Consider the following 17,394-nt stretch of genomic DNA (forward strand, 5'->3'; position numbering starts at 1 on the left):
CGCCGCGGAGCCCGATGCGGTTCAGCCGGTGAAGACCACCCCCGCCATGGCGTCGGCCGAAGTACCGACGGGTGCTCGGGACGAGCGTCCCAAGCGTCCGCTGGACGACGTCAGTTTCGGGGTGCAGGTCGCCGCATGGTGGTCGCTGTGTCTGATCCTGATCGTCAGCGGTGTCATCACGCTGTTCTGGCTGCTCAACGAGATCAGCCTGGTCACGATCACCATCGCCGTGGCGATCATGATCACTGCGCTGCTCCAGCCGATGGTCGCGCTGCTGACCCGATGGAAGGTGCCACGCACCCTGGCGGTGTTGATCGTCTTCCTCGGCGGTATTGCGATCATCAGTTGGCTGCTGTGGTTCGTGATCAGCCAGATCGCCTACTCCAAGGACAGCCTGCTGGACCAACTCAACGGTGGTCTGGCCTCGGTGCGGGACTGGTTGGTGCACGGTCCGTTGGAGATGACTCCGAAGCAGGCCGACCGCTTCTCGGTTCAACTGGGTGACACTCTGCAGCAGCAGTTCGGCGGATCGTCCGAGGCGCTCGATCGTGCGACCGGCGCGATCGGCGTGCTGTCCGGTGGGGTGTTCTGCCTGTTCGCGACCTTGTTCATGCTGTTCGATCGCGGACGCATGTGGGCATGGTTCGTCTCGATGTTTCCCGATCACATCCACGACCACGCGCAGGAGGCCGGACAGGCTGCCTGGCGCACGCTGACCGCGTACATGCGCAGCCTGGTACTGCTGGCCGCGATCAATGCGCTCGCGATGGTGCCGGTGATGATGATCGCCGACATGCCGTTGGTCGTTCCGCTGGCCGTGCTGCTCTTCCTCGGATCGCTGGTGCCGCTTATCGGGGTGCTGGTCGCAGGTGTGGTGGTGTGCCTGATCGCGTTCGTCAGCCAGGGCCTCACCACGGCGATCGTCGTCGCCGTCGCGCTGGTGCTGATCGTCCAGTTGTTCGGCAACCTGCTGAACCCGATCATCCTGGGCAAGGCGGTCGACATCCACCCGCTTGCGATCCTCGTCGGCGTCACCGGTGGAACGCTGCTCGCCGGCATCTTCGGAGCGTTCGTGGCCGTCCCGTTGATCGCGGTGCTCAACAACGCGATCAAGGCGGTACGTCACCACCACACTTCCCGGCCGAACGGCAGCACCGCCGACTCGGCCGAGGTGGCGAAAACATGAGCGACGACGAACCAGGTGCGTTGCAGCGCACCGGTTTCCGGCTCTACCGCAAGCTCTCCCCGGCGGTCGGCCAGCGGCTCGTTCGTACCTTCAAGCCCACCTATTCCCTGGGCGCGATCGCGCTGATCGAGTTCGACGGCAAGCTCCTGGCGCTGCGGCAGGCGCATCGCACGGGCTACTCCCTGCCGGGTGGTCTGGTCGACCGCGGCGAACAACCCCGGGACGCAGTGCGGCGGGAAGTGGCGGAGGAAACCGGGATCGACATCGACCCGGGCGACCTGGTCACCGTCGTGTTCGACCCGCGGGTGCGGCACGCCGATGTCATCTTCCGCGTCGTCTGTGACCGCGAACCCGAGGTCACGGTGGCCAGCGAGGCGTACGACCACGCCTGGCTCGATCTGGTCGGCTGGCCCGAGGCCGACTACGCGACCGCGCGGATCCTCAAGGCCGTTCGCGCTGCGTCCACCGTGCCGCAGCCCGGCCGGTTGTCAGCGCAGTAGCCCGAGGTCGCGGGCGCGCCCGACGGCGGCGGTGCGGGAATCCACGCCGAGCTTGTCGAAGATGTGCACCAGGTGTGATTTCACCGTCGCCTCGCTGACGAATATCTTCCTCGCGACCTCCCGGTTGGATGCGCCGTCGGCCACGAGTGTGAGCACCTCGAGTTCGCGAGCGCTGAGCCGCTGCACCGGGTTCCGCAGACTCGCCAGCAACCGGTCTGCCACCACGGGTGCGAGGGCGGTCTCGCCGTGCGCGGCCTTGCGGACTGCGCGGATCAGTTCGTCGGGCGGCGCGTCCTTCAGCAGGTAGCCGACGGCCCCCGCCTCGACGGCACGCAGGATGTCGGCGTCCGTGTCATAGGTCGTCACGATCAACACGTGCGGGGGATCGGGCAGTTCCCGTAATGCGGCGGTGGCCGCGACGCCGTCCATGCCTGGCCCGAGTTGGAGATCCATCAGTACCAGTTCCGGTTGGTGCATCCGGGTGAGTTCGATCGCCTCCGTGCCACTCGCGGCTTCGGTGACAACCTCGATTCCGGCTGCCTCCAACAGCATCCGGAGACCGGCGCGTACCACCGGGTGGTCGTCGGTGATGAGCACTCGCGTCATGAGCGCGCTCCGTTCAACGGGATCTCGACCTGGACGGTGGTGCCCTCACCGGGTGCGGACTCGACCGCGAAGCGTCCACCGGTCTCTTCGGTACGGGCTCGCATGGCGTTCAACCCGTAGCCGCCGCTCTGACTCGGGACGATGGGTGCGGACGGGTCGAAACCGCGTCCGTCGTCGCGGACATCGAGTCGGACGACGTGGGCGTCCCCGCCCAGGGTGACGACCGCGCGGCAGGCATCGGCGTGCTGACGGACGTTCGCGAGGGCGCCCTGCGCGATGCGTAACAGTGCGACCTCGACGGTGGTGGGGAGCGAGCCCACCTGATCGTCGACGACGAGTTCGAGTCTGGTCGGGCCGGACTGGCGGTCGATCAGCCGTTGTAGCGCAGCAGAGAGCGGGGCGCGTTCGAGCTCGGTCGGGGTGAGGGCGTGCACCACCGATCGCGCGTCGGTGAGGCCGTCGGCGGCCGCCTGCTCGATGCGGGTCAGCACGTCACGCAGCTGGGATTCGTCGGCAGTGCCGGTGAGCCCGGCACGCGACAGCAGCACGATGCTGGAGAAGCTCTGCGCGAGGGTGTCGTGCACCTCGCGGGCCAGGCGGGCTCGTTCCTGCAGCACTCCGGCCTCACGCTGAGCACCGGCGAGCGCGTCGTGGGTAGCGATCAGATCACCTTGTGCCGCGAGCAATTCGGCGTTCAGTTGCCTTCGTTGCTCGCTCTCGGTCCGCAGCTGCCGGTAGATGGATGCGATGCCTATCGCCACCAGCGCGCCGATGCAGGGGCCGAGGATGCGCGGCACCACGGGGCCGTCGCCCCGGGCCAACTGAGCCGTGACCACGACGAGCGTTGCGAGCCCGATGACGGCCAGGGCCACTGGCACCCGGAGCAGGTGCAGCGCGATGAAGAACAGCGCGAACGCGACCCAGGACAACTCGACACTCACCGCGACCAGGGCAATCCACCCGACGAACAGCGCTGCGAACCAGACGACACCGGACGAGGGCCTGCGTTTCTCGGCGACGAGTCCGATCGCGTACCAGGCACCCAGCGCGAGACACCCGAGCACGAGGGGGATCGGGTGGCTGCTCTCCTGCGCGCCGCGGACCGTCCCGACGGTCAACAGCAGTGCGAAGAGCCCGTGCACGGCGAGTTGGAGAGTACGCAGCACAGGGCTCGGTGCGATCGGAGCGGTGGCGGCAGGCATCACCATCGACCGTACTTCGACAGCGCCCGTCGGCGCTGCCTCGCGGCATCCATCGAACGGTTGATCCCGTCGTCCATCGACGGTCGATCAGCCGATTCCATCAGTTGCGCGATGTGCGACCTGCCTGGTGCGGGGTGAACTGGACGACATCGACATCAGTGTGTCCATAAGGAGTTGTGCAACGTGTTCTTGGCAGTCCGTGACCTGTGGTGGGCTCGGGGCAGATTCGCCCTGATGGTCGCCGCGGTCGGCCTCATCACCGCACTTGTGGTGATGCTCAGTGGGTTGACCGAAGGGCTTGCGCGGCAGTCGATCTCGGCAGTGACGTCCTTGTCGACCGATCGCATCGTGTTCGAGAAGCCCGCCGCCGGACAGGAACTGTCGATGAACGCCGGCCGGGTGACTGACGCACAGGTGGCCGCGGCCCGGCGCCAACCAGGAGTGAGGTCGGCCGATCCGCTGCGTATCGGCAACTCGCGCGCCACGGTGGACGGTGTCGTCGTCCAGGTCGCGTTGTTCGGGATCGACCCGTCGGCCCCAGCCGCGCCGAAGGGACTTGCCGACGGATCGACGATGATCAGCCGTGAACTGGCCGACGATCGGGGGATCGGTGCCGGGGACAAGATCACCGTTGCCGGCAGCAAGTTGCGCGTCGCGGCCACGGTCGACGATGCGTCGTTCAGCCACCTGCCCGTGCTCTGGGTGACCCCTTCGGTGGGACGACAGGATCCCAGCGACGGGATCGGTTCGGTGATTCTCATGAACGTCGGATCCTCCTTCGAGGCAACCGGTTTCGAGTCCTCGACCGGCTTGCTGGCGAAGACGAAGGACGACGCGCTCGGCGCGATCGGTTCGTACTCCGCGGAGAACGGGTCGCTGACGATGATCCGGGGTCTGCTCATCGCGATCAGCGCACTCGTGATCGGTGCGTTCTTCACCGTCTGGACGGTGCAACGCGAACCCGATCTCGCCGTCCTCAAGGCCATCGGCGCACGCACCTCCTACCTCGTCCGGGACGCGCTCGGGCAGGCGTTGCTCACCCTGCTCATCGGCGGCGTGCTCGGTGCTGCCGCGTCCGTCGCGGCCGGCCTCGCCGTCGGCGGACGCGTGCCGATCGTCATCGAGGCACGCACAGTCGTCCAACCACTCGTCCTTCTCGTAGTGGTCGGTTCGATCGGTGCGGTGGCAGCCCTGCGCCGTGTCGTGACCGTCGACCCGATGACCGCACTCGGAGGCGCCCGATGACTCACGCACTCGAACTCGAACGGGTCTCGGTCGAATTTCCGGACGGCGACGGTGTCGTCAAGGCGCTCGACGACGTGTCGATGACGATCGATCGCGGTGCGTTCGTCGCGGTGACCGGCCCGAGCGGATCAGGAAAATCGACCCTGCTCGCGGTGGCCGGACTGCTCTTGCGGCCGACGTCAGGGCGGGTGATGCTGGCCGGCCAGGACGTCACCGGATCCTCCCGGTCGCGAAGTACCGATCTGCGTCGAGAACGGATCGGCTTCGTCTTCCAGCAGCCCCACTTGATCGGATCACTCACCGCGATGGAGCAGTTGGAGATGGTGGCCCGTCTGTCCGGTGACCGCTCGGCGCAGATGCGGGAGCGCGCCATGCACCTGCTCGAGTCGGTGGGGTTGGAGGCCGTGGCGAACCGTCGTCCGGCGGCGATGTCGGGCGGCCAGCGCCAGCGGGTGGGGATCGCGCGGGCGCTGATGAACGACCCGCAACTGTTGCTGGTGGACGAGCCGACCTCTGCGCTCGACCACGAGAGGGGCGTCGAGGTCATCGACCTGCTGCGGGGGATCACCAAGGACCAGAGCACCGGGACGATCGTGGTCACGCACGACCTCGCAACGCTGGGTGAGCAGGACGAGGTGGTGCGGTTGGCCGACGGGCGGATGCAGGAACCGGTGTTCGCCTGAGTGCGCAGGGCGGTCGCCTAGGGTGGCGGGCGTGACCCAGAACCAGACAAGTCGTCGTGCAGTCCTGGCCGGAGCCCTGGCGGTCGGACTGAGCGCATGTAGCACTAAGTCCACGAACGACCCGGTCAAGACGTCGGGGACCTCCGGGACACCCTCCGGTGGGTCGTCGACCACGCCTGCGCCCTCGTCCACGCCGCCTGCCGGCAAGACGCTGCCGGGTGGGGCGCGCACGATCCTGCCGCAGCACCGGCTCGTCGGCTACTGCGGAATGCCCGGTGCCCCGGCGCTCGGAGAGCTCGGCGCAACCAATGATCTGCAGGCGCAGATCGACAAGATGATGAAGGTCGTCAAGCAGTACGACGACGGCACGGTGAAGCCGCTGCCGGTCATGGAACTGATCACCACCGTCGTCCACCCGTACGCCGGCCGGGACGGCATGTTCCGCGAGCGCCTCGACCCGAAGGTGATCGGGGAATGGAGCAAGGCGGCAGAGGACAACGGGGCCATCCTGCTGCTCGACATCCAGCCCGGTCTCGCGTCCTTCCTGGACGAGGCGAAGGCGTACGAGGAGTGGCTGCTCAAACCGCACATCGGTCTCGCCCTCGACCCGGAGTGGGCGATCAAGCCCGGACAGATCCCGGGCAAAGTGTTCGGCACGACGACGGGCGCGAAGGTGGACGAGGTCGCGGCCTACCTGTCCGGACTGGTGAAGGAGAACGACCTGCCGGAGAAAGCGCTGATCGTCCACGTGCTGCGCCGTTCGATCTTCACCGAGGAGTCGGGACTCAAGCAACACCCCGGCGTGCTGGTCATCAAGTCCGTCGACGGCATCGGCGTACCGGCGGACAAGGTGAAGGCGTACGACGCGGTCATGAGGGGCACGCCCTCGAACATCAAGGGCGGCTTCAAGATCTTCTATCAGGAGGACACCGCGGGTGGTGGGCCGCTGATGAAACCGGACGAGGTGCTGGCGCTCTCCCCGAGGCCCGATTACGTGATGTACGAGTGAACGTGCGAGCGCGTCAGAGGTACTGACCCGTCGGGTGGTCGTCCCCGCCATGTCCGGACGGCTGCTCGGCCCGCTGCGGCAACCCGCGTCGCATCGCCTGCAACTGGGCTTGTGACGCCATCTGCTGAGCGACGATCGCGGTCTGGATGCCGTGGAAGAGACCTTCCAGCCAGCCGACCAACTGCGCCTGCGCGATCCGCAACTCCGCGTCGCTGGGCGCTTGCTCACCGAACGGCAGCACGATGCGGTCGAGTTCCTCGGCCAACTCCGGCGCGAGACCGTCCTTCAGTTCGGCGATCGAACGCTGGTGGATGTCGGCCAGCCGCTTGCGCCCCTGATCGTCCAGGCCCGCCGTGCGCACCTCTTCGAGCAACTGCTTGATCATCGAGCCGATCCGCATCACCTTGGCCGGCTGCTCGACCAGCTCGGTGGCGTTCTCGACCTTACGGTCGCTCGACTCCTCGTCCGAGTCCTCGGAGTTCTCGTTCGGATCGGCGACACCCATGCCGTCCTGGGTGATCACCACGAACCGGCCGTGTTCGTCGGCTGCGGTCGCCGCGTCCTGCTGGGTGTTCTCGTCCTCGGGCGTCATGGCCCCATCCTGACATCCGGTTCGTGTCCGGCGATCCGGACCGCAACCGGTGCCGTCGGTGACGCCGGCCGTGATCTGCATGTCCAGAAGTGCCGCGGACGTCAAGAAGGTGGTTTCGATCCCATGGACACGTCCGTCCCCGGTCGTAGGGTCGACACATGCGTGCTGTGACCCTTCCCGAGTTCGGCGACGAGTCCGTGCTGACCCTTGCCGAGGTGCCCGACCCGCAGCCGGGGTCCGGCGAGGTCGTGATCGATGTCGCGGCGGCCGGGGTGAACCGGGCCGACCTGCTGCAACGTCAGGGCCACTATCCGCCGCCGAAGGGTGAGTCGGACATTCCCGGCCTCGAGGTCAGCGGCACGATCAGCGCGGTCGGCGACGACGTGGACGGCTGGAGCGCGGGCGCCGAGGTCTGTGCGGTGCTCGCCGGCGGTGGGTACGCCGAGAAGGTCGCTGTCCCGGCGGGGCAGTTGCTTCCCGTTCCCAGCGGTGTCTCACTGATCGACGCTGCCGGTCTGCCCGAGGTCGCGTGCACGGTGTGGTCGAACATCGTCATGACCGCGCACCTACAGGAGGGTGAGGTGTTCCTCCAGCACGGCGGCAGCAGCGGCATCGGCACCATGTCGATCCAGGTGGCCCGCGCGCTCGGGGCGAGGGTCGCTGTCACCGCAGGGTCTGCCGAGAAGCTCGAACGGTGCCGCGAACTCGGCGCCGAGATCCTGATCGATTACAAGCAGCAGGACTTCGTCGAGCAGATCAAGGATGCGGCCGACGGGCGCGGAGCCGATGTGATCCTCGACGTGATCGGTGCAAAGTATTTGGCACGCAACGTTTCTGCGCTCGCGCCCGATGGGCGCCTGGTGATCATCGGCATGCAGGGTGGTGCGAAGGCGGAGCTGAACATCGGGGCGCTGCTGGCCAAGCGGGGCTCCGTCATCGCCACGTCGTTGCGTGGACGCGACAAGGCCGACAAGGAGCGGATCGTCGCCGAGGTCCGCAAGCATCTGTGGCCGCTGATCGAATCCGGACAGATGAAGCCGGTCATCGACCGGACGATGCCGCTCGACCAGGTGGCCGATGCGCATCGTCTGCTCAACGACTCGACGCATATCGGCAAGGTCTTGCTCACCGTCTGAGAGCCAATCACGCAGGCGCTATCAAAATCGGCGTGAGTTTCTGCCCTTCGCCAGGCGCGGCGAAGGGCAGAAACTCACGCGGATTCGGGGTGGGTCAGGCTCGGTGGCCGAGGCGGTGGCTGAGCGACGCGGCGCTCGCCTGCACCTGCGCCACGAGGTCGTCGCGGTCCGACTCAGGTAGGTCGGCACCGAAGGTGCACGCCAGACCGGCTGCCGGCTGCCCGGTGTGGTCGAACACGCACGCCGCGATCGACGCGATTCCTGGTGTGACAGAGCCGTCCTCGATCGCGTAGCCGCGACGGCGCACCTGCGCGAGTTCCGATCGGAGGGCCGTGAGTGAGGTCGGTCCCACGCCTTGGCGTTGAACGAACTCGGCTCGTGACGGAAACAGCGCGCGGACCTGAGCGGTGGGCTGCGCCGCGAGCAAGGCGAGCCCGGACGCGGTGAGCGGGGCGGGCAGCCGGACGCCGACGTCCGTCACCAGCATGGGACGCCCGGGCGCTCGCTCCTCGATCACGTAGAGCACATCGCGTCCGTGAAGCACCGCGAGGTGGGCGTTCTGCTGCACCTCGTCGACCAACCGCCGGATGGTCGGGAGGGCGACCCGTTGCAGCGGTTCCTGGCGGGTGTAGGCCGAGCCGAGTTCGTAAGCAGCGACGCCGAGTCCCCAGCGTCGATCGTCGGGGGAGTGGGTCACGAAACCTGCATCGCGCAGCACGCCGAGCAGTCGGTAGGTCGACGAACGCGGGATGCCGAGTTCGCGCGCCAGGGCGGCGCCGGGCTGGGGCGTGCCTCGACGGGCGAGCAGTTGAAGGAGGGCGAGCGCTTCGCCGGCATCGGGCACTGTTCGACTGTCTCATATCTGAGACAGTGATGATACCTCGGCGGTGTCGCTCCGGCCGCGACGGGAGTGGAATGACAGACATGAGCAACGAGCACGCAGAAGCTGTCGAAGTCGGGATCGGTCCGCTGAGCATCGACGACGTCGTCGCGGTTGCCCGGCACGGATGCCCGATCGCGCTGTCGCAGCAGTCGCGGGCCGAGGTCGAGAAGTCGCGGGCGATCATCGACGGTCTCGCTAATGACACGGTGCCGCACTACGGCATCTCCACCGGATTCGGCGCTCTTGCAACGCAACACATTCCGGTGAGCAAGCGACAGCAGCTCCAGCACTCGCTCGTCGCCTCACACGCCGCCGGTTCCGGTCCGCTCGTGGAGCGCGAGGTGGTGCGCGCACTGATGCTGCTGCGTATCTCCACCCTCGCGACCGGTCGCACCGGTATCCGTCCACAGACGCTCGATACCTACGTCGCGATGTTCAACGCCGGCATCGTGCCGTGCGTGCGCGAGTACGGCTCGCTCGGCTGCTCCGGCGATCTGGCGCCGCTGGCGCATTGTGCGCTCGCCTTGATGGGTGAGGGTGAGGTGCTGGACGCCCATGGCACCCTGATGGAGGCCGGTGAAGCGCTCCGCGCGGTGGGTATCGAACCGGTCGTGCTGCAGGAGAAGGAGGGCCTGGCGCTCATCAACGGCACCGACGGGATGCTCGGCATGCTGTGCCTGGCGATCGACGACCTACGGATGCTGCTCACCACTGCCGACCTGTCGGCGGCGATGAGTGTCGAGGGACTGCTGGGCACCGACGACGTGTTCGCGCCGGAACTGCACGTGCTGCGTCCGCATCCGGGTCAATCAGCATCCGCCGAGAACCTGCGGAAAGCACTGGCCGGCAGTGGTATTCGTGAGTCACACCGCGACCCCGAAGCGTGCACCAGGGTCCAGGACGCCTACTCTTTGCGCTGCTCGCCGCAGGTGCACGGCGCCGCGCGCGACACCCTGGCTCACGCGATCACTGTCGCCGACCGGGAACTTGCCTCGGCCGTCGACAACCCCGTCGTCACCCTCGACGGACGCGTGGAGTCGAACGGTAACTTCCACGGCGCTCCCGTCGCCTACGTGCTGGACTTCCTCGCGATCGTCATCGCCGACGTAGCGAGCATGAGCGAACGGCGCACCGACCGCTTCCTCGACGTCGCCCGCAACCACGGTCTGCCGCCCTTCCTGGCCGACGACCCAGGCGTCGACTCCGGACTGATGATCGCGCAGTACACGGCGGCCGGCATCGTCTCCGAACTCAAGCGACTCGCTTCCCCGGCCAGCGTCGACTCCATCCCGAGCAGCGCGATGCAGGAGGACCATGTGTCGATGGGATGGGCCGGCGGACGCAAGCTGCGCCGGGCCGTCGACGGGCTGGCTCGGGTGCTCGGCATCGAGCTGATCACCGCTGCCCGTGGCGTGCAGTTGCGCGCTCCGCTCGAGCCCAGCCCGATCACCGCTGCGCTCATCGAACAGCTCGACCTGCCCAAGCCCGGCCCGGACCGGTACCTCTCGCCCGAGATCGAACGGGTCAGCGCACTCGTGACGGGCGGTATGGCCGTACAGGCCGCCGAGTCCGTCACCGGCCCGCTCAACTGACCCACCGCCGAAGGAGATTTACGATGCAAGGTGCACGCCCTGTCCGCGCTCCCCGCGGTACCGAGATCACCGCCACCTGTTGGCAGACCGAAGCGCCCCTGCGGATGCTGATGAACAACCTCGACCCCGAGGTGGCCGAGCGTCCGGACGACCTCGTCGTCTACGGCGGCACGGGCCGCGCGGCCCGGAGCTGGGAGGCGTTCGACGCCATCTTCGAGACACTGAAGTCGTTGCAGCCCAATGAAACTCTGCTGGTGCAGTCGGGTAAGCCGGTCGGTGTCGTCACCACCAACGAGTGGGCACCGCGCGTCCTGATCGCCAACTCCCACCTCGTGCCCGACTGGGCCACCTGGCCGGAGTTGCGCCGGCTGGAAGCCGAGGGCCTGATGATGTACGGCCAGATGACTGCGGGCTCGTGGATCTACATCGCGACGCAGGGCATCCTGCAGGGCACCTACGAGACCTTCGCCGCCGTCGCACGCAAGCGGTTCGACGGGACACTGGCCGGCACCATCACACTCACCGGTGGATGTGGCGGCATGGGTGGCGCGCAGCCGCTCGCCGTGACGCTCAACGGCGGTGTCTGCCTGATCGCCGATGTCGACCGCACCCGCATGGAGCGTCGCGTCGCCAAGCGCTATCTCACCGAGATCGCGGACGACCTCGACGACGCCATCGCGCGGGCCAACAAGGCGAAGCAGGACAAGCGCGCGGTCTCGATCGGCATCGTCGGCAACGCCGCAGACGTCTTCCCCGAATTGCTCAAGCGTCACCAGAACGGCGACATCCACATCGACGTCGTCACCGACCAGACCTCCGCGCACGACCCGCTGTCCTACCTCCCGTTGGAGTACTCGGTCGACGAATGGCAGCGCGAGGCCGAGGGCGACCCGGACGGCTTCACCAAGAAGGCTCGTGAGTCGATGGCCCGCCAGGTGCAGGCGATGGTGGGGTTCCAGGACGCCGGTGCCGAGGTCTTCGACTACGGCAACTCGATCCGGGACGAGGCACGTGCTGCCGGATACGACCGGGCGTTCGCGTTCCCCGGTTTCGTCCCCGCCTACATCCGTCCGCTGTTCTGTGAAGGGCTCGGTCCGTTCCGATGGGTCGCACTGTCGGGTGACCCCAAGGACATCGAGGTCACCGATGCAGCTCTGAAGGAACTTTTCCCCAGCAACGAGCACCTGCACCGATGGCTCGACGCCGCAGGCGAATTCGTCGAGTTCGAGGGACTGCCGGCCCGCATCTGCTGGCTCGGCTACGGCGACCGCCACAAGGCGGGCCTGCTGTTCAACCAACTGGTCAAGGAGGGCAAGATCTCCGCGCCGATCGTCATCGGTCGCGACCATCTCGACTCGGGCTCGGTCGCGTCCCCGTACCGGGAGACCGAGGGCATGCTCGACGGCTCGGACGCGATCGCGGACTGGCCGCTGCTGAACGCCCTGACCGCAGCGAGCTCCGGCGCCACCTGGGTCTCGCTGCACCACGGCGGCGGGGTCGGCATCGGACGCTCGATCCACGCCGGGCAGGTGGGTGTCGCGGACGGCACGGACCTCGCAGCCGCAAAGCTGAACGCGTTGCTCACCAACGACCCGGCGCTCGGTGTGTTCCGGCACGTCGACGCGGGTTACCAGCGTGCGGTCGACATCGCCGACGAGCGTGGGGTGCGAGTGCCGATGGAGCCGGTCGTGCGGGACGCCGACGACGCCGATGCGGCCCAACTGGCCGCCACCCGCAAGGCCGCGGAGTCCAAGGCACCCAAGGCAGGACGCTGAGATGACCCCAGAAAGTCCGCAGATCGAGCGCGTTGACCCACGCGTTCTGCGGACTTTCGTGGGGAGTGTCCGCAGATCAGACGGGTCGACCCACGAGTTATGCGGACTTTCGGATCAGTCCTGCTCGGACAGGTCGGCGACGGTGGCACCGAAGTGGGCGATCACGTCGTCACCGCTGACAGAGAGACCGACGCCGTGACCGCCACCACCGAGACTGATCGTGCGGCCGCGCAGGTGTTCGTCGGCGTAGACCGGCAGGTCGCGCGCCGAACCGAACGGGGTGATGGTGCCGCGTTCGTACCCGGTCACCTGCTTGGCCGTCGCCGCGTCGGGCATCGACAGTCGTTTGGTGCCGAGCAGCTCACGCACCTTCGGCCAGGAGAACTGACGGTCACCCGGCACGAGCACGAACACGTACTCGTCGTCGGTGACCCGCACGACGAGGGTTTTGATCAGGTCGCGCGGTTCGATCCCACGCGCTGCCGCGGCCTCCTCCAGACTCGACACCTTCCCGTGCCGGGTCACGGTGTGTTCGATACCTGCCGCACGGGCGGCCTCGATCGCCGGAGTCGTTTCGTCAGCCATGTGACCGAGCCTAGGTTGGACAGGTGACTTCTGTGCACTCCCATTTCGACGCGATGTGGGCCGAACTGCAACCGATCGGACGCGACGGTCGGACGGCCGGTTACCGACGGTTCGCGCTGACCGACGAGGACCTCACGCTGCGCGAATGGTTCGCCGGTGAGTGCGGCGCACTCGGTCTCGACCTTGTCGAGGACCGGATGGGCAACCAGTGGGCCTGGTGGGGAGACCCGGACGCAACCGCCGGGGTCGTCACCGGCTCGCACCTCGACTCGGTGCCGGACGGTGGTGCGTACGACGGGCCGCTCGGCGTCGTGTCGTCTCTCGCCGCCGTGAAACGTATGCAGGACAACGGGTTCCGGCCCGATCGTCCGATCGGGATCGTGAACTTCGGCGACGAGGAAGGTGCACGCTTCGGTGTTGCCTGCGCCGGTTCACGGGTGATCACCGGTGCAATGACCGCTGACCGTGCGCTCGCGCTGAAGGATGCCGACGGTGTGACGATGGCCGAAGCCATGCAGCGCGCCGGTCGATCCACGGGCATCGGACGGGACGAGGAGACCTTGCGCCGGATCGCTGCGTTCGTCGAACTGCACGTGGAGCAGGGCCGCGCCCTGGCCGACCTCGACCCGGCCACGTCCGCGGTCGCCGTCGGTACGGACATTTGGCCGCACGGGCGGTGGCGCGCCGATTTCGCCGGACGGGCCGACCACGCCGGCACCACCGCGCTGGGCGACCGAGCCGACGCGATGCTCGAAGCGGCTGCCTTCGTCCGGGCCGCCCGCGAGGAAGCTGCCCGCCGCGACGGTGAATCCCGTTGTGTCGCAACGGTGGGCAAACTTGATGTACAACCCGGTGGTGTGAACGCGATTCCTTCGCATGTCACCGCGTGGTTGGACGCCCGTAGCAGCGACGAGCGCCTCGTGCTCGACACGATCGCCGCACTCGAGCGACGTTTCCCGGGTGCGCTCAGCCAGGAGTCCTGGACCCCGACCACACCGTTCGACGCCTCGCTGTGTGCCCGACTGCAGCGCACGCTCGGTGCACACACGCCGATGCTCGGCACGGGCGCCGGCCACGACGCAGGCATCCTGGCCAATGCCGGTGTGCCGACCGCGATGTTGTTCGTGCGCAACCCGACCGGCAGTTCGCACACACCCGAGGAGTTCGCCGAGGCGGACGACTGTCACCGAGGCGTCGACGCACTGGTGAAGGCGCTGGAAGACCTGGCGAGCGTCTGATGCGCATTTGGTCGGTCCACCCCGCTCAACTCGACCGCGCGGCTCTGGCGTCGTGTTGGCGAGAGACCCTGCCGGCTCAATCCGTGCTTGCCGGGCGCACCAAGGGCTACACCCAGCACCCGCAAGTCCAACGGTGGCGAGCCACGCCAGAACCCCTCGCTGCGCACCCGATGCTCGAGTTGGTCGACGGCGGGATCGAACCGTGGGAGATCGTGAAATGAAGCAGTTCTGGTGCGAGTACGCACTGCTGCCCGACGGACTCGCGCGGTCGGTGCTGTTGACGATCGAGGACGCAGAAGACGGCGACGATGCCCGACGCTTCGTCGCCGTCCAGCAGGACGCGCCGGCCGGGGATGCCGAGGTGCTGGCCGGGGTCACCATGCCGGGTTTCGCGAACACCCACAGCCACGCCTTCCACCGCGCCTTGCGGGGTCGCACCCACGACGGCGGGGGCACGTTCTGGACCTGGCGTGACCGCATGTATCACGTTGCGGGGCAACTGGATCCCGACAACTATCTATCGCTGGCCAGGGCGACGTACGCAGAGATGGCGCTCGCGGGCATCACGACGGTCGGTGAGTTCCACTACGTGCATCACAACCCGGACGGCACCCCGTACGACGACCCGAATGTCATGGGCATGGCCCTGCAGCAAGCGGCACGGGACGCCGGTATCCGGTTGACCCTGCTCGACACCTGCTATCTGCGTGGCGGGTTGACCGTCGACGGGCACACCCCGTTGTCAGCCCAGCAACGTCGGTTCGGCGATGCGGACGTGATGGCCTGGGGTGAACGGGTGAGCCGTCTCGACGCCTGGCATTCGCGCGGCTTCGCCGTCGGCACCGCGATGCATTCAGTGCGGGCGGTGCCTTTCGACCAACTGACAGCCGCCGCGAACCTCGCTTCACACGTCTGCGAGGGCACATGGTCCGTCGATCCGTTGCACATCCACTTGAGCGAGCAGCCGGCGGAGAACGAAGCCTGCCTCGCTCACTACGGACGGACCCCGACCCAGCTCCTCTCGGAAGCCGGCCTGATCGATCGCAATCTGACCGCAGTCCATGCCACCCACCTCAACGACGAGGACATCCGCCTGCTCGCAGACGAGCACGCCTTCGCGAGCTTCTGTCCGACGACCGAGCGTGACCTCGCCGACGGCATCGGTCCGACGAAAGCGTTGCGCGACAGCGGAGTCGGCATCTCGCTGGGCAGCGACCAGCACGCGGTGATCGACATGTTCGAGGAGATTCGAGCGGTCGAGATGCATGAGCGTCTGCGCACCAATGCACGAGGTCACTTCGCAGCGCAGGACCTCCTCGGTATGGCCACCCGGCACGACAGCCTGGGCTGGGAGGACGCCGGACAGCTCGCTCCCGGAATGCACGCCGACTTCGTCACCGTCTCGTTCGACTCACCACGCACGGCCGGCATCGACCCGGCGCAGATTCTGTTCGCCGCGACGTCGGCCGACGTGCACACCGTCGTCCGTGACGGTGAGCCGATCGTGACCGACGGGCACCACCGCCTCGGCGACGTGGGACGAATGCTCGCCGACTCCATCGCACCCTTCTGGGAGGACGCATGACCAGCACGCTCATCACCGGCATCAGCGAACTCGTCACCAATGACGCAGAGCAGGACAACGGGTTGCTCGGTATCGTCGAGGACGCGGCGATCGTGGTGTCGGACAAGGCGATCGAATGGATCGGTCTGCAGTCCGAGGCGCCCGCGGCGGACCTGCACCGCGACGTCGGCGGACGAGCAGTGCTGCCGGGTTTTGTCGACAGCCACACTCACCTCGTCTTCGCCGGGGACCGCAGCGCTGAGTTCTCGGCACGGATGACCGGTGAGCCGTACGACGGAGGTGGCATCGCGGTGTCGATGGCCGCCACCCGGGGCGCGTCGGACGACGAACTGCGCTCGCTCGTCCGTCGCCGCGTCCAGGAGATGCGCGGCCAGGGGACGACCAGCTGGGAGATCAAGTCGGGTTACGGACTCGATGTGGACACTGAGGCCCGGTCGCTGCGTATCGCCCGCGAATTCACCTCGGAGACAACGTTCCTGGGTGCTCACGTCGTGCCGCCGGAGGCGAGGAAAGACCGCGCGGCGTACGTCGAACTCGTGACCGGACCGATGCTCGAGGCGTGCGCTCCGCACGCGAAGTGGATCGACGTCTTCTGTGAACCACACAGCCAGTACGCCTTCACCGAGGCGGAATCACGCACGGTGTTGGACGCCGGAAAGGCGAGGGCACTCGGTGTGCGGGTACACGGCAACCAGTTGGGTCACGGTCCCGGCGTGCAACTCGCGGTGGAACTGGGTGCGGCGAGCGTCGACCACTGCACCTTCCTGACCGACGGTGACGTCGATGCGCTCGCGGCGAGCGACACCGTGGCCACGCTGTTGCCGGGCGTGGAGTTCTCCACCCGGATGCCGTACCCGCGGGCGCGTGACCTCATCGATGCCGGCGCCACGGTCGCACTCGCGAGCGACTGCAATCCGGGTACGTGTTACTCCAGTTCGATCCCGTTCGTCATCGCGCTGGCGGTGCGCGAGCTACGGATGACTCCTGCCGAGGCGGTATGGGCGGCGACTGCCGGGGCGGCGACGTCGTTGCGCCGCAACGATATCGGCGTGCTCACTCCGGGAGCGCGAGCCGACCTCGCAGTTCTCGATGCGCCGAGTCACCTGCACCTGGCGTACCGGCCGGGGGTGCCGATCGCTGCGGCGGTCGGCCTTCCCGCGGGAGAAGAGCTGGATGAGCTGCACCTGGAGTAGGAATGAGGAAGGGCCGCACCGAATCGGTGCGGCCCTTCCTCATCGAGCGAAGGATCAGTCCTTCTCGACCGAGTAGTTGACGGTCTTGCCGTTGACCGACTTCACGACGGCCTTGAACTTCTGCTTGGAGCCGGCGACCTCGGCCTCACACTTGACCTCTTCACCGACCTTCGCCTTGAGGTCGTCGTCGCAGTCGACGTCCTTGACTTCCTTGTCGGGGTTGGTCGACTTGATGCGCTGCTCGATCTGCTTCTCGACGTCCTTCTCCTTCACAGCCGGTTCGCTGCTGCACGCGGTGAGCCCGCCGAGGAGCAGGACACCGGTGAGGGACGCCGCTGCTGCGCGGCCGAGGCGGTTGGTCATGATGATTCTTCCTCCGAGAGA

General features: G+C 67.4%; 17 protein-coding genes and 1 pseudogene. 12 read left to right on the forward strand and 6 right to left on the reverse strand.

The window, feature by feature from the left end:
* Positions 1-28 precede the first annotated feature (28 nt).
* Both MF407_RS01090 and MF407_RS01095 read left to right on the forward strand, forming a co-directional pair.
* Complete coding sequence (locus MF407_RS01090; protein WP_239700812.1) at positions 29-1,186, forward strand: AI-2E family transporter; 1,158 nt, start codon at positions 29-31, stop codon at positions 1,184-1,186.
* Complete coding sequence (locus tag MF407_RS01095; protein WP_239700816.1) at positions 1,183-1,686, forward strand: NUDIX hydrolase; 504 nt, start codon at positions 1,183-1,185, stop codon at positions 1,684-1,686. The genes MF407_RS01090 and MF407_RS01095 overlap by 4 nt, the downstream gene beginning before the upstream one ends.
* Here MF407_RS01095 and MF407_RS01100 read toward each other — a convergent pair.
* Positions 1,675-2,292: a response regulator transcription factor gene (locus tag MF407_RS01100; protein ID WP_129625470.1), complete on the reverse strand. Its 618-nt coding sequence runs from the start codon at positions 2,290-2,292 to the stop codon at positions 1,675-1,677. The genes MF407_RS01095 and MF407_RS01100 overlap by 12 nt on opposite strands.
* Positions 2,289-3,494, reverse strand: coding sequence for a sensor histidine kinase (locus MF407_RS01105; protein WP_239700817.1), 1,206 nt, complete (start codon positions 3,492-3,494; stop codon positions 2,289-2,291). Before MF407_RS01105 ends, MF407_RS01100 begins: the two co-directional genes overlap by 4 nt.
* Positions 3,495-3,677: 183 nt before the next feature.
* Between MF407_RS01105 and MF407_RS01110 the strand changes: the two genes are divergently transcribed.
* From MF407_RS01110 to MF407_RS01120, 3 genes are read left to right on the forward strand one after another with little or no spacing between them, the layout of a single operon-like run.
* A complete protein-coding gene (locus tag MF407_RS01110) occupies positions 3,678-4,739 on the forward strand; it encodes an ABC transporter permease (RefSeq protein ID WP_239700820.1) in 1,062 nt (353 codons plus the stop codon).
* The gene (locus MF407_RS01115; RefSeq protein ID WP_239700824.1) at positions 4,736-5,422 is read left to right on the forward strand and encodes an ABC transporter ATP-binding protein; all 687 of its coding nucleotides are present in this window, start codon (positions 4,736-4,738) and stop codon (positions 5,420-5,422) included. The genes MF407_RS01110 and MF407_RS01115 overlap by 4 nt, the downstream gene beginning before the upstream one ends.
* 31 nt (positions 5,423-5,453) lie before the next feature.
* On the forward strand, positions 5,454-6,431 hold the full coding sequence (locus MF407_RS01120; protein ID WP_239700826.1) for a hypothetical protein: 978 nt from the start codon (positions 5,454-5,456) through the stop codon (positions 6,429-6,431).
* A gap of 13 nt (positions 6,432-6,444) precedes the next feature.
* On the opposite strand, the gene MF407_RS01125 is transcribed toward MF407_RS01120, so the two are convergent.
* The gene (locus tag MF407_RS01125) at positions 6,445-7,023 is read right to left on the reverse strand and encodes a bacterial proteasome activator family protein (protein WP_239700828.1); all 579 of its coding nucleotides are present in this window, start codon (positions 7,021-7,023) and stop codon (positions 6,445-6,447) included.
* A 158-nt stretch (positions 7,024-7,181) separates the two neighbouring features.
* Here MF407_RS01125 and MF407_RS01130 point away from each other — a divergent pair, with 158 nt between their 5' ends.
* Positions 7,182-8,159 (forward strand): NAD(P)H-quinone oxidoreductase, encoded by a 978-nt coding sequence (locus tag MF407_RS01130; RefSeq protein ID WP_239700830.1) that lies wholly within the window; start codon positions 7,182-7,184, stop codon positions 8,157-8,159.
* Positions 8,160-8,253: 94 nt separating this feature from the next.
* Here the strand turns inward: MF407_RS01130 and MF407_RS01135 are convergent, their stop codons facing one another.
* Positions 8,254-9,003 (reverse strand): IclR family transcriptional regulator, encoded by a 750-nt coding sequence (locus MF407_RS01135; protein ID WP_129625476.1) that lies wholly within the window; start codon positions 9,001-9,003, stop codon positions 8,254-8,256.
* Positions 9,004-9,083: 80 nt separating this feature from the next.
* Here MF407_RS01135 and hutH point away from each other — a divergent pair, with 80 nt between their 5' ends.
* Positions 9,084-10,634 carry a histidine ammonia-lyase gene (gene hutH / locus MF407_RS01140; protein WP_129625477.1) on the forward strand — a complete coding sequence of 517 codons (1,551 nt, stop codon included), beginning with the start codon at positions 9,084-9,086 and terminating at the stop codon, positions 10,632-10,634.
* A 23-nt stretch (positions 10,635-10,657) separates the two neighbouring features.
* Positions 10,658-12,409 (forward strand): urocanate hydratase, encoded by a 1,752-nt coding sequence (locus MF407_RS01145; RefSeq protein WP_239700832.1) that lies wholly within the window; start codon positions 10,658-10,660, stop codon positions 12,407-12,409.
* Between the two features lie 114 nt (positions 12,410-12,523).
* On the opposite strand, the gene MF407_RS01150 is transcribed toward MF407_RS01145, so the two are convergent.
* Complete coding sequence (locus tag MF407_RS01150; protein WP_129625479.1) at positions 12,524-12,994, reverse strand: YbaK/EbsC family protein; 471 nt, start codon at positions 12,992-12,994, stop codon at positions 12,524-12,526.
* A gap of 23 nt (positions 12,995-13,017) precedes the next feature.
* On the opposite strand from MF407_RS01150, the gene MF407_RS01155 reads away from it, so the two are divergent.
* The 4 genes and pseudogenes from MF407_RS01155 (at position 13,018) to hutI (ending at position 17,010) form a co-directional block, all read left to right on the forward strand.
* Positions 13,018-14,232 (forward strand): allantoate amidohydrolase, encoded by a 1,215-nt coding sequence (locus MF407_RS01155; RefSeq protein WP_345770814.1) that lies wholly within the window; start codon positions 13,018-13,020, stop codon positions 14,230-14,232.
* Positions 14,232-14,396 (forward strand): annotated as a pseudogene (locus MF407_RS01160) (pyrimidine dimer DNA glycosylase/endonuclease V); the annotation flags it as partial. The gene MF407_RS01155 and the pseudogene MF407_RS01160, both read left to right, overlap by 1 nt.
* 53 nt (positions 14,397-14,449) lie before the next feature.
* Positions 14,450-15,817 (forward strand): formimidoylglutamate deiminase, encoded by a 1,368-nt coding sequence (locus MF407_RS01165; protein WP_129625481.1) that lies wholly within the window; start codon positions 14,450-14,452, stop codon positions 15,815-15,817.
* Positions 15,814-17,010 carry an imidazolonepropionase gene (hutI, locus tag MF407_RS01170; RefSeq protein ID WP_129625482.1) on the forward strand — a complete coding sequence of 399 codons (1,197 nt, stop codon included), beginning with the start codon at positions 15,814-15,816 and terminating at the stop codon, positions 17,008-17,010. The genes MF407_RS01165 and hutI overlap by 4 nt, the downstream gene beginning before the upstream one ends.
* Before the next feature lie 54 nt (positions 17,011-17,064).
* On the opposite strand, the gene MF407_RS01175 is transcribed toward hutI, so the two are convergent.
* The gene (locus MF407_RS01175; protein ID WP_129625483.1) at positions 17,065-17,373 is read right to left on the reverse strand and encodes a DUF4333 domain-containing protein; all 309 of its coding nucleotides are present in this window, start codon (positions 17,371-17,373) and stop codon (positions 17,065-17,067) included.
* Positions 17,374-17,394 lie beyond the last annotated feature (21 nt).

Origin of the sequence: Yimella sp. NH-Cas1, from assembly GCF_022359705.1 — a bacterium.
Classification (GTDB): domain Bacteria; phylum Actinomycetota; class Actinomycetes; order Actinomycetales; family Dermatophilaceae; genus Yimella; species Yimella lutea.

Excerpts from the sequence above, each read along its gene's own strand:
- MF407_RS01145 (WP_239700832.1), top strand. The coding sequence starts at position 10,658 with ATGCAAGGTGCACGCCCTGTCCGCGCTCCCCGCGGTACCGAGATCACC.
- hutH (WP_129625477.1), top strand. The coding sequence starts at position 9,084 with ATGAGCAACGAGCACGCAGAAGCTGTCGAAGTCGGGATCGGTCCGCTG.
- MF407_RS01115 (WP_239700824.1), top strand. The coding sequence starts at position 4,736 with ATGACTCACGCACTCGAACTCGAACGGGTCTCGGTCGAATTTCCGGAC.
- MF407_RS01095 (WP_239700816.1), top strand. The coding sequence starts at position 1,183 with ATGAGCGACGACGAACCAGGTGCGTTGCAGCGCACCGGTTTCCGGCTC.
- MF407_RS01165 (WP_129625481.1), top strand. The coding sequence starts at position 14,450 with ATGAAGCAGTTCTGGTGCGAGTACGCACTGCTGCCCGACGGACTCGCG.
- MF407_RS01130 (WP_239700830.1), top strand. The coding sequence starts at position 7,182 with ATGCGTGCTGTGACCCTTCCCGAGTTCGGCGACGAGTCCGTGCTGACC.
- MF407_RS01150 (WP_129625479.1), bottom strand. The coding sequence starts at position 12,994 with ATGGCTGACGAAACGACTCCGGCGATCGAGGCCGCCCGTGCGGCAGGT.
- MF407_RS01105 (WP_239700817.1), bottom strand. The coding sequence starts at position 3,494 with ATGCCTGCCGCCACCGCTCCGATCGCACCGAGCCCTGTGCTGCGTACT.
- MF407_RS01100 (WP_129625470.1), bottom strand. The coding sequence starts at position 2,292 with ATGACGCGAGTGCTCATCACCGACGACCACCCGGTGGTACGCGCCGGT.
- hutI (WP_129625482.1), top strand. The coding sequence starts at position 15,814 with ATGACCAGCACGCTCATCACCGGCATCAGCGAACTCGTCACCAATGAC.
- MF407_RS01125 (WP_239700828.1), bottom strand. The coding sequence starts at position 7,023 with ATGACGCCCGAGGACGAGAACACCCAGCAGGACGCGGCGACCGCAGCC.
- MF407_RS01175 (WP_129625483.1), bottom strand. The coding sequence starts at position 17,373 with ATGACCAACCGCCTCGGCCGCGCAGCAGCGGCGTCCCTCACCGGTGTC.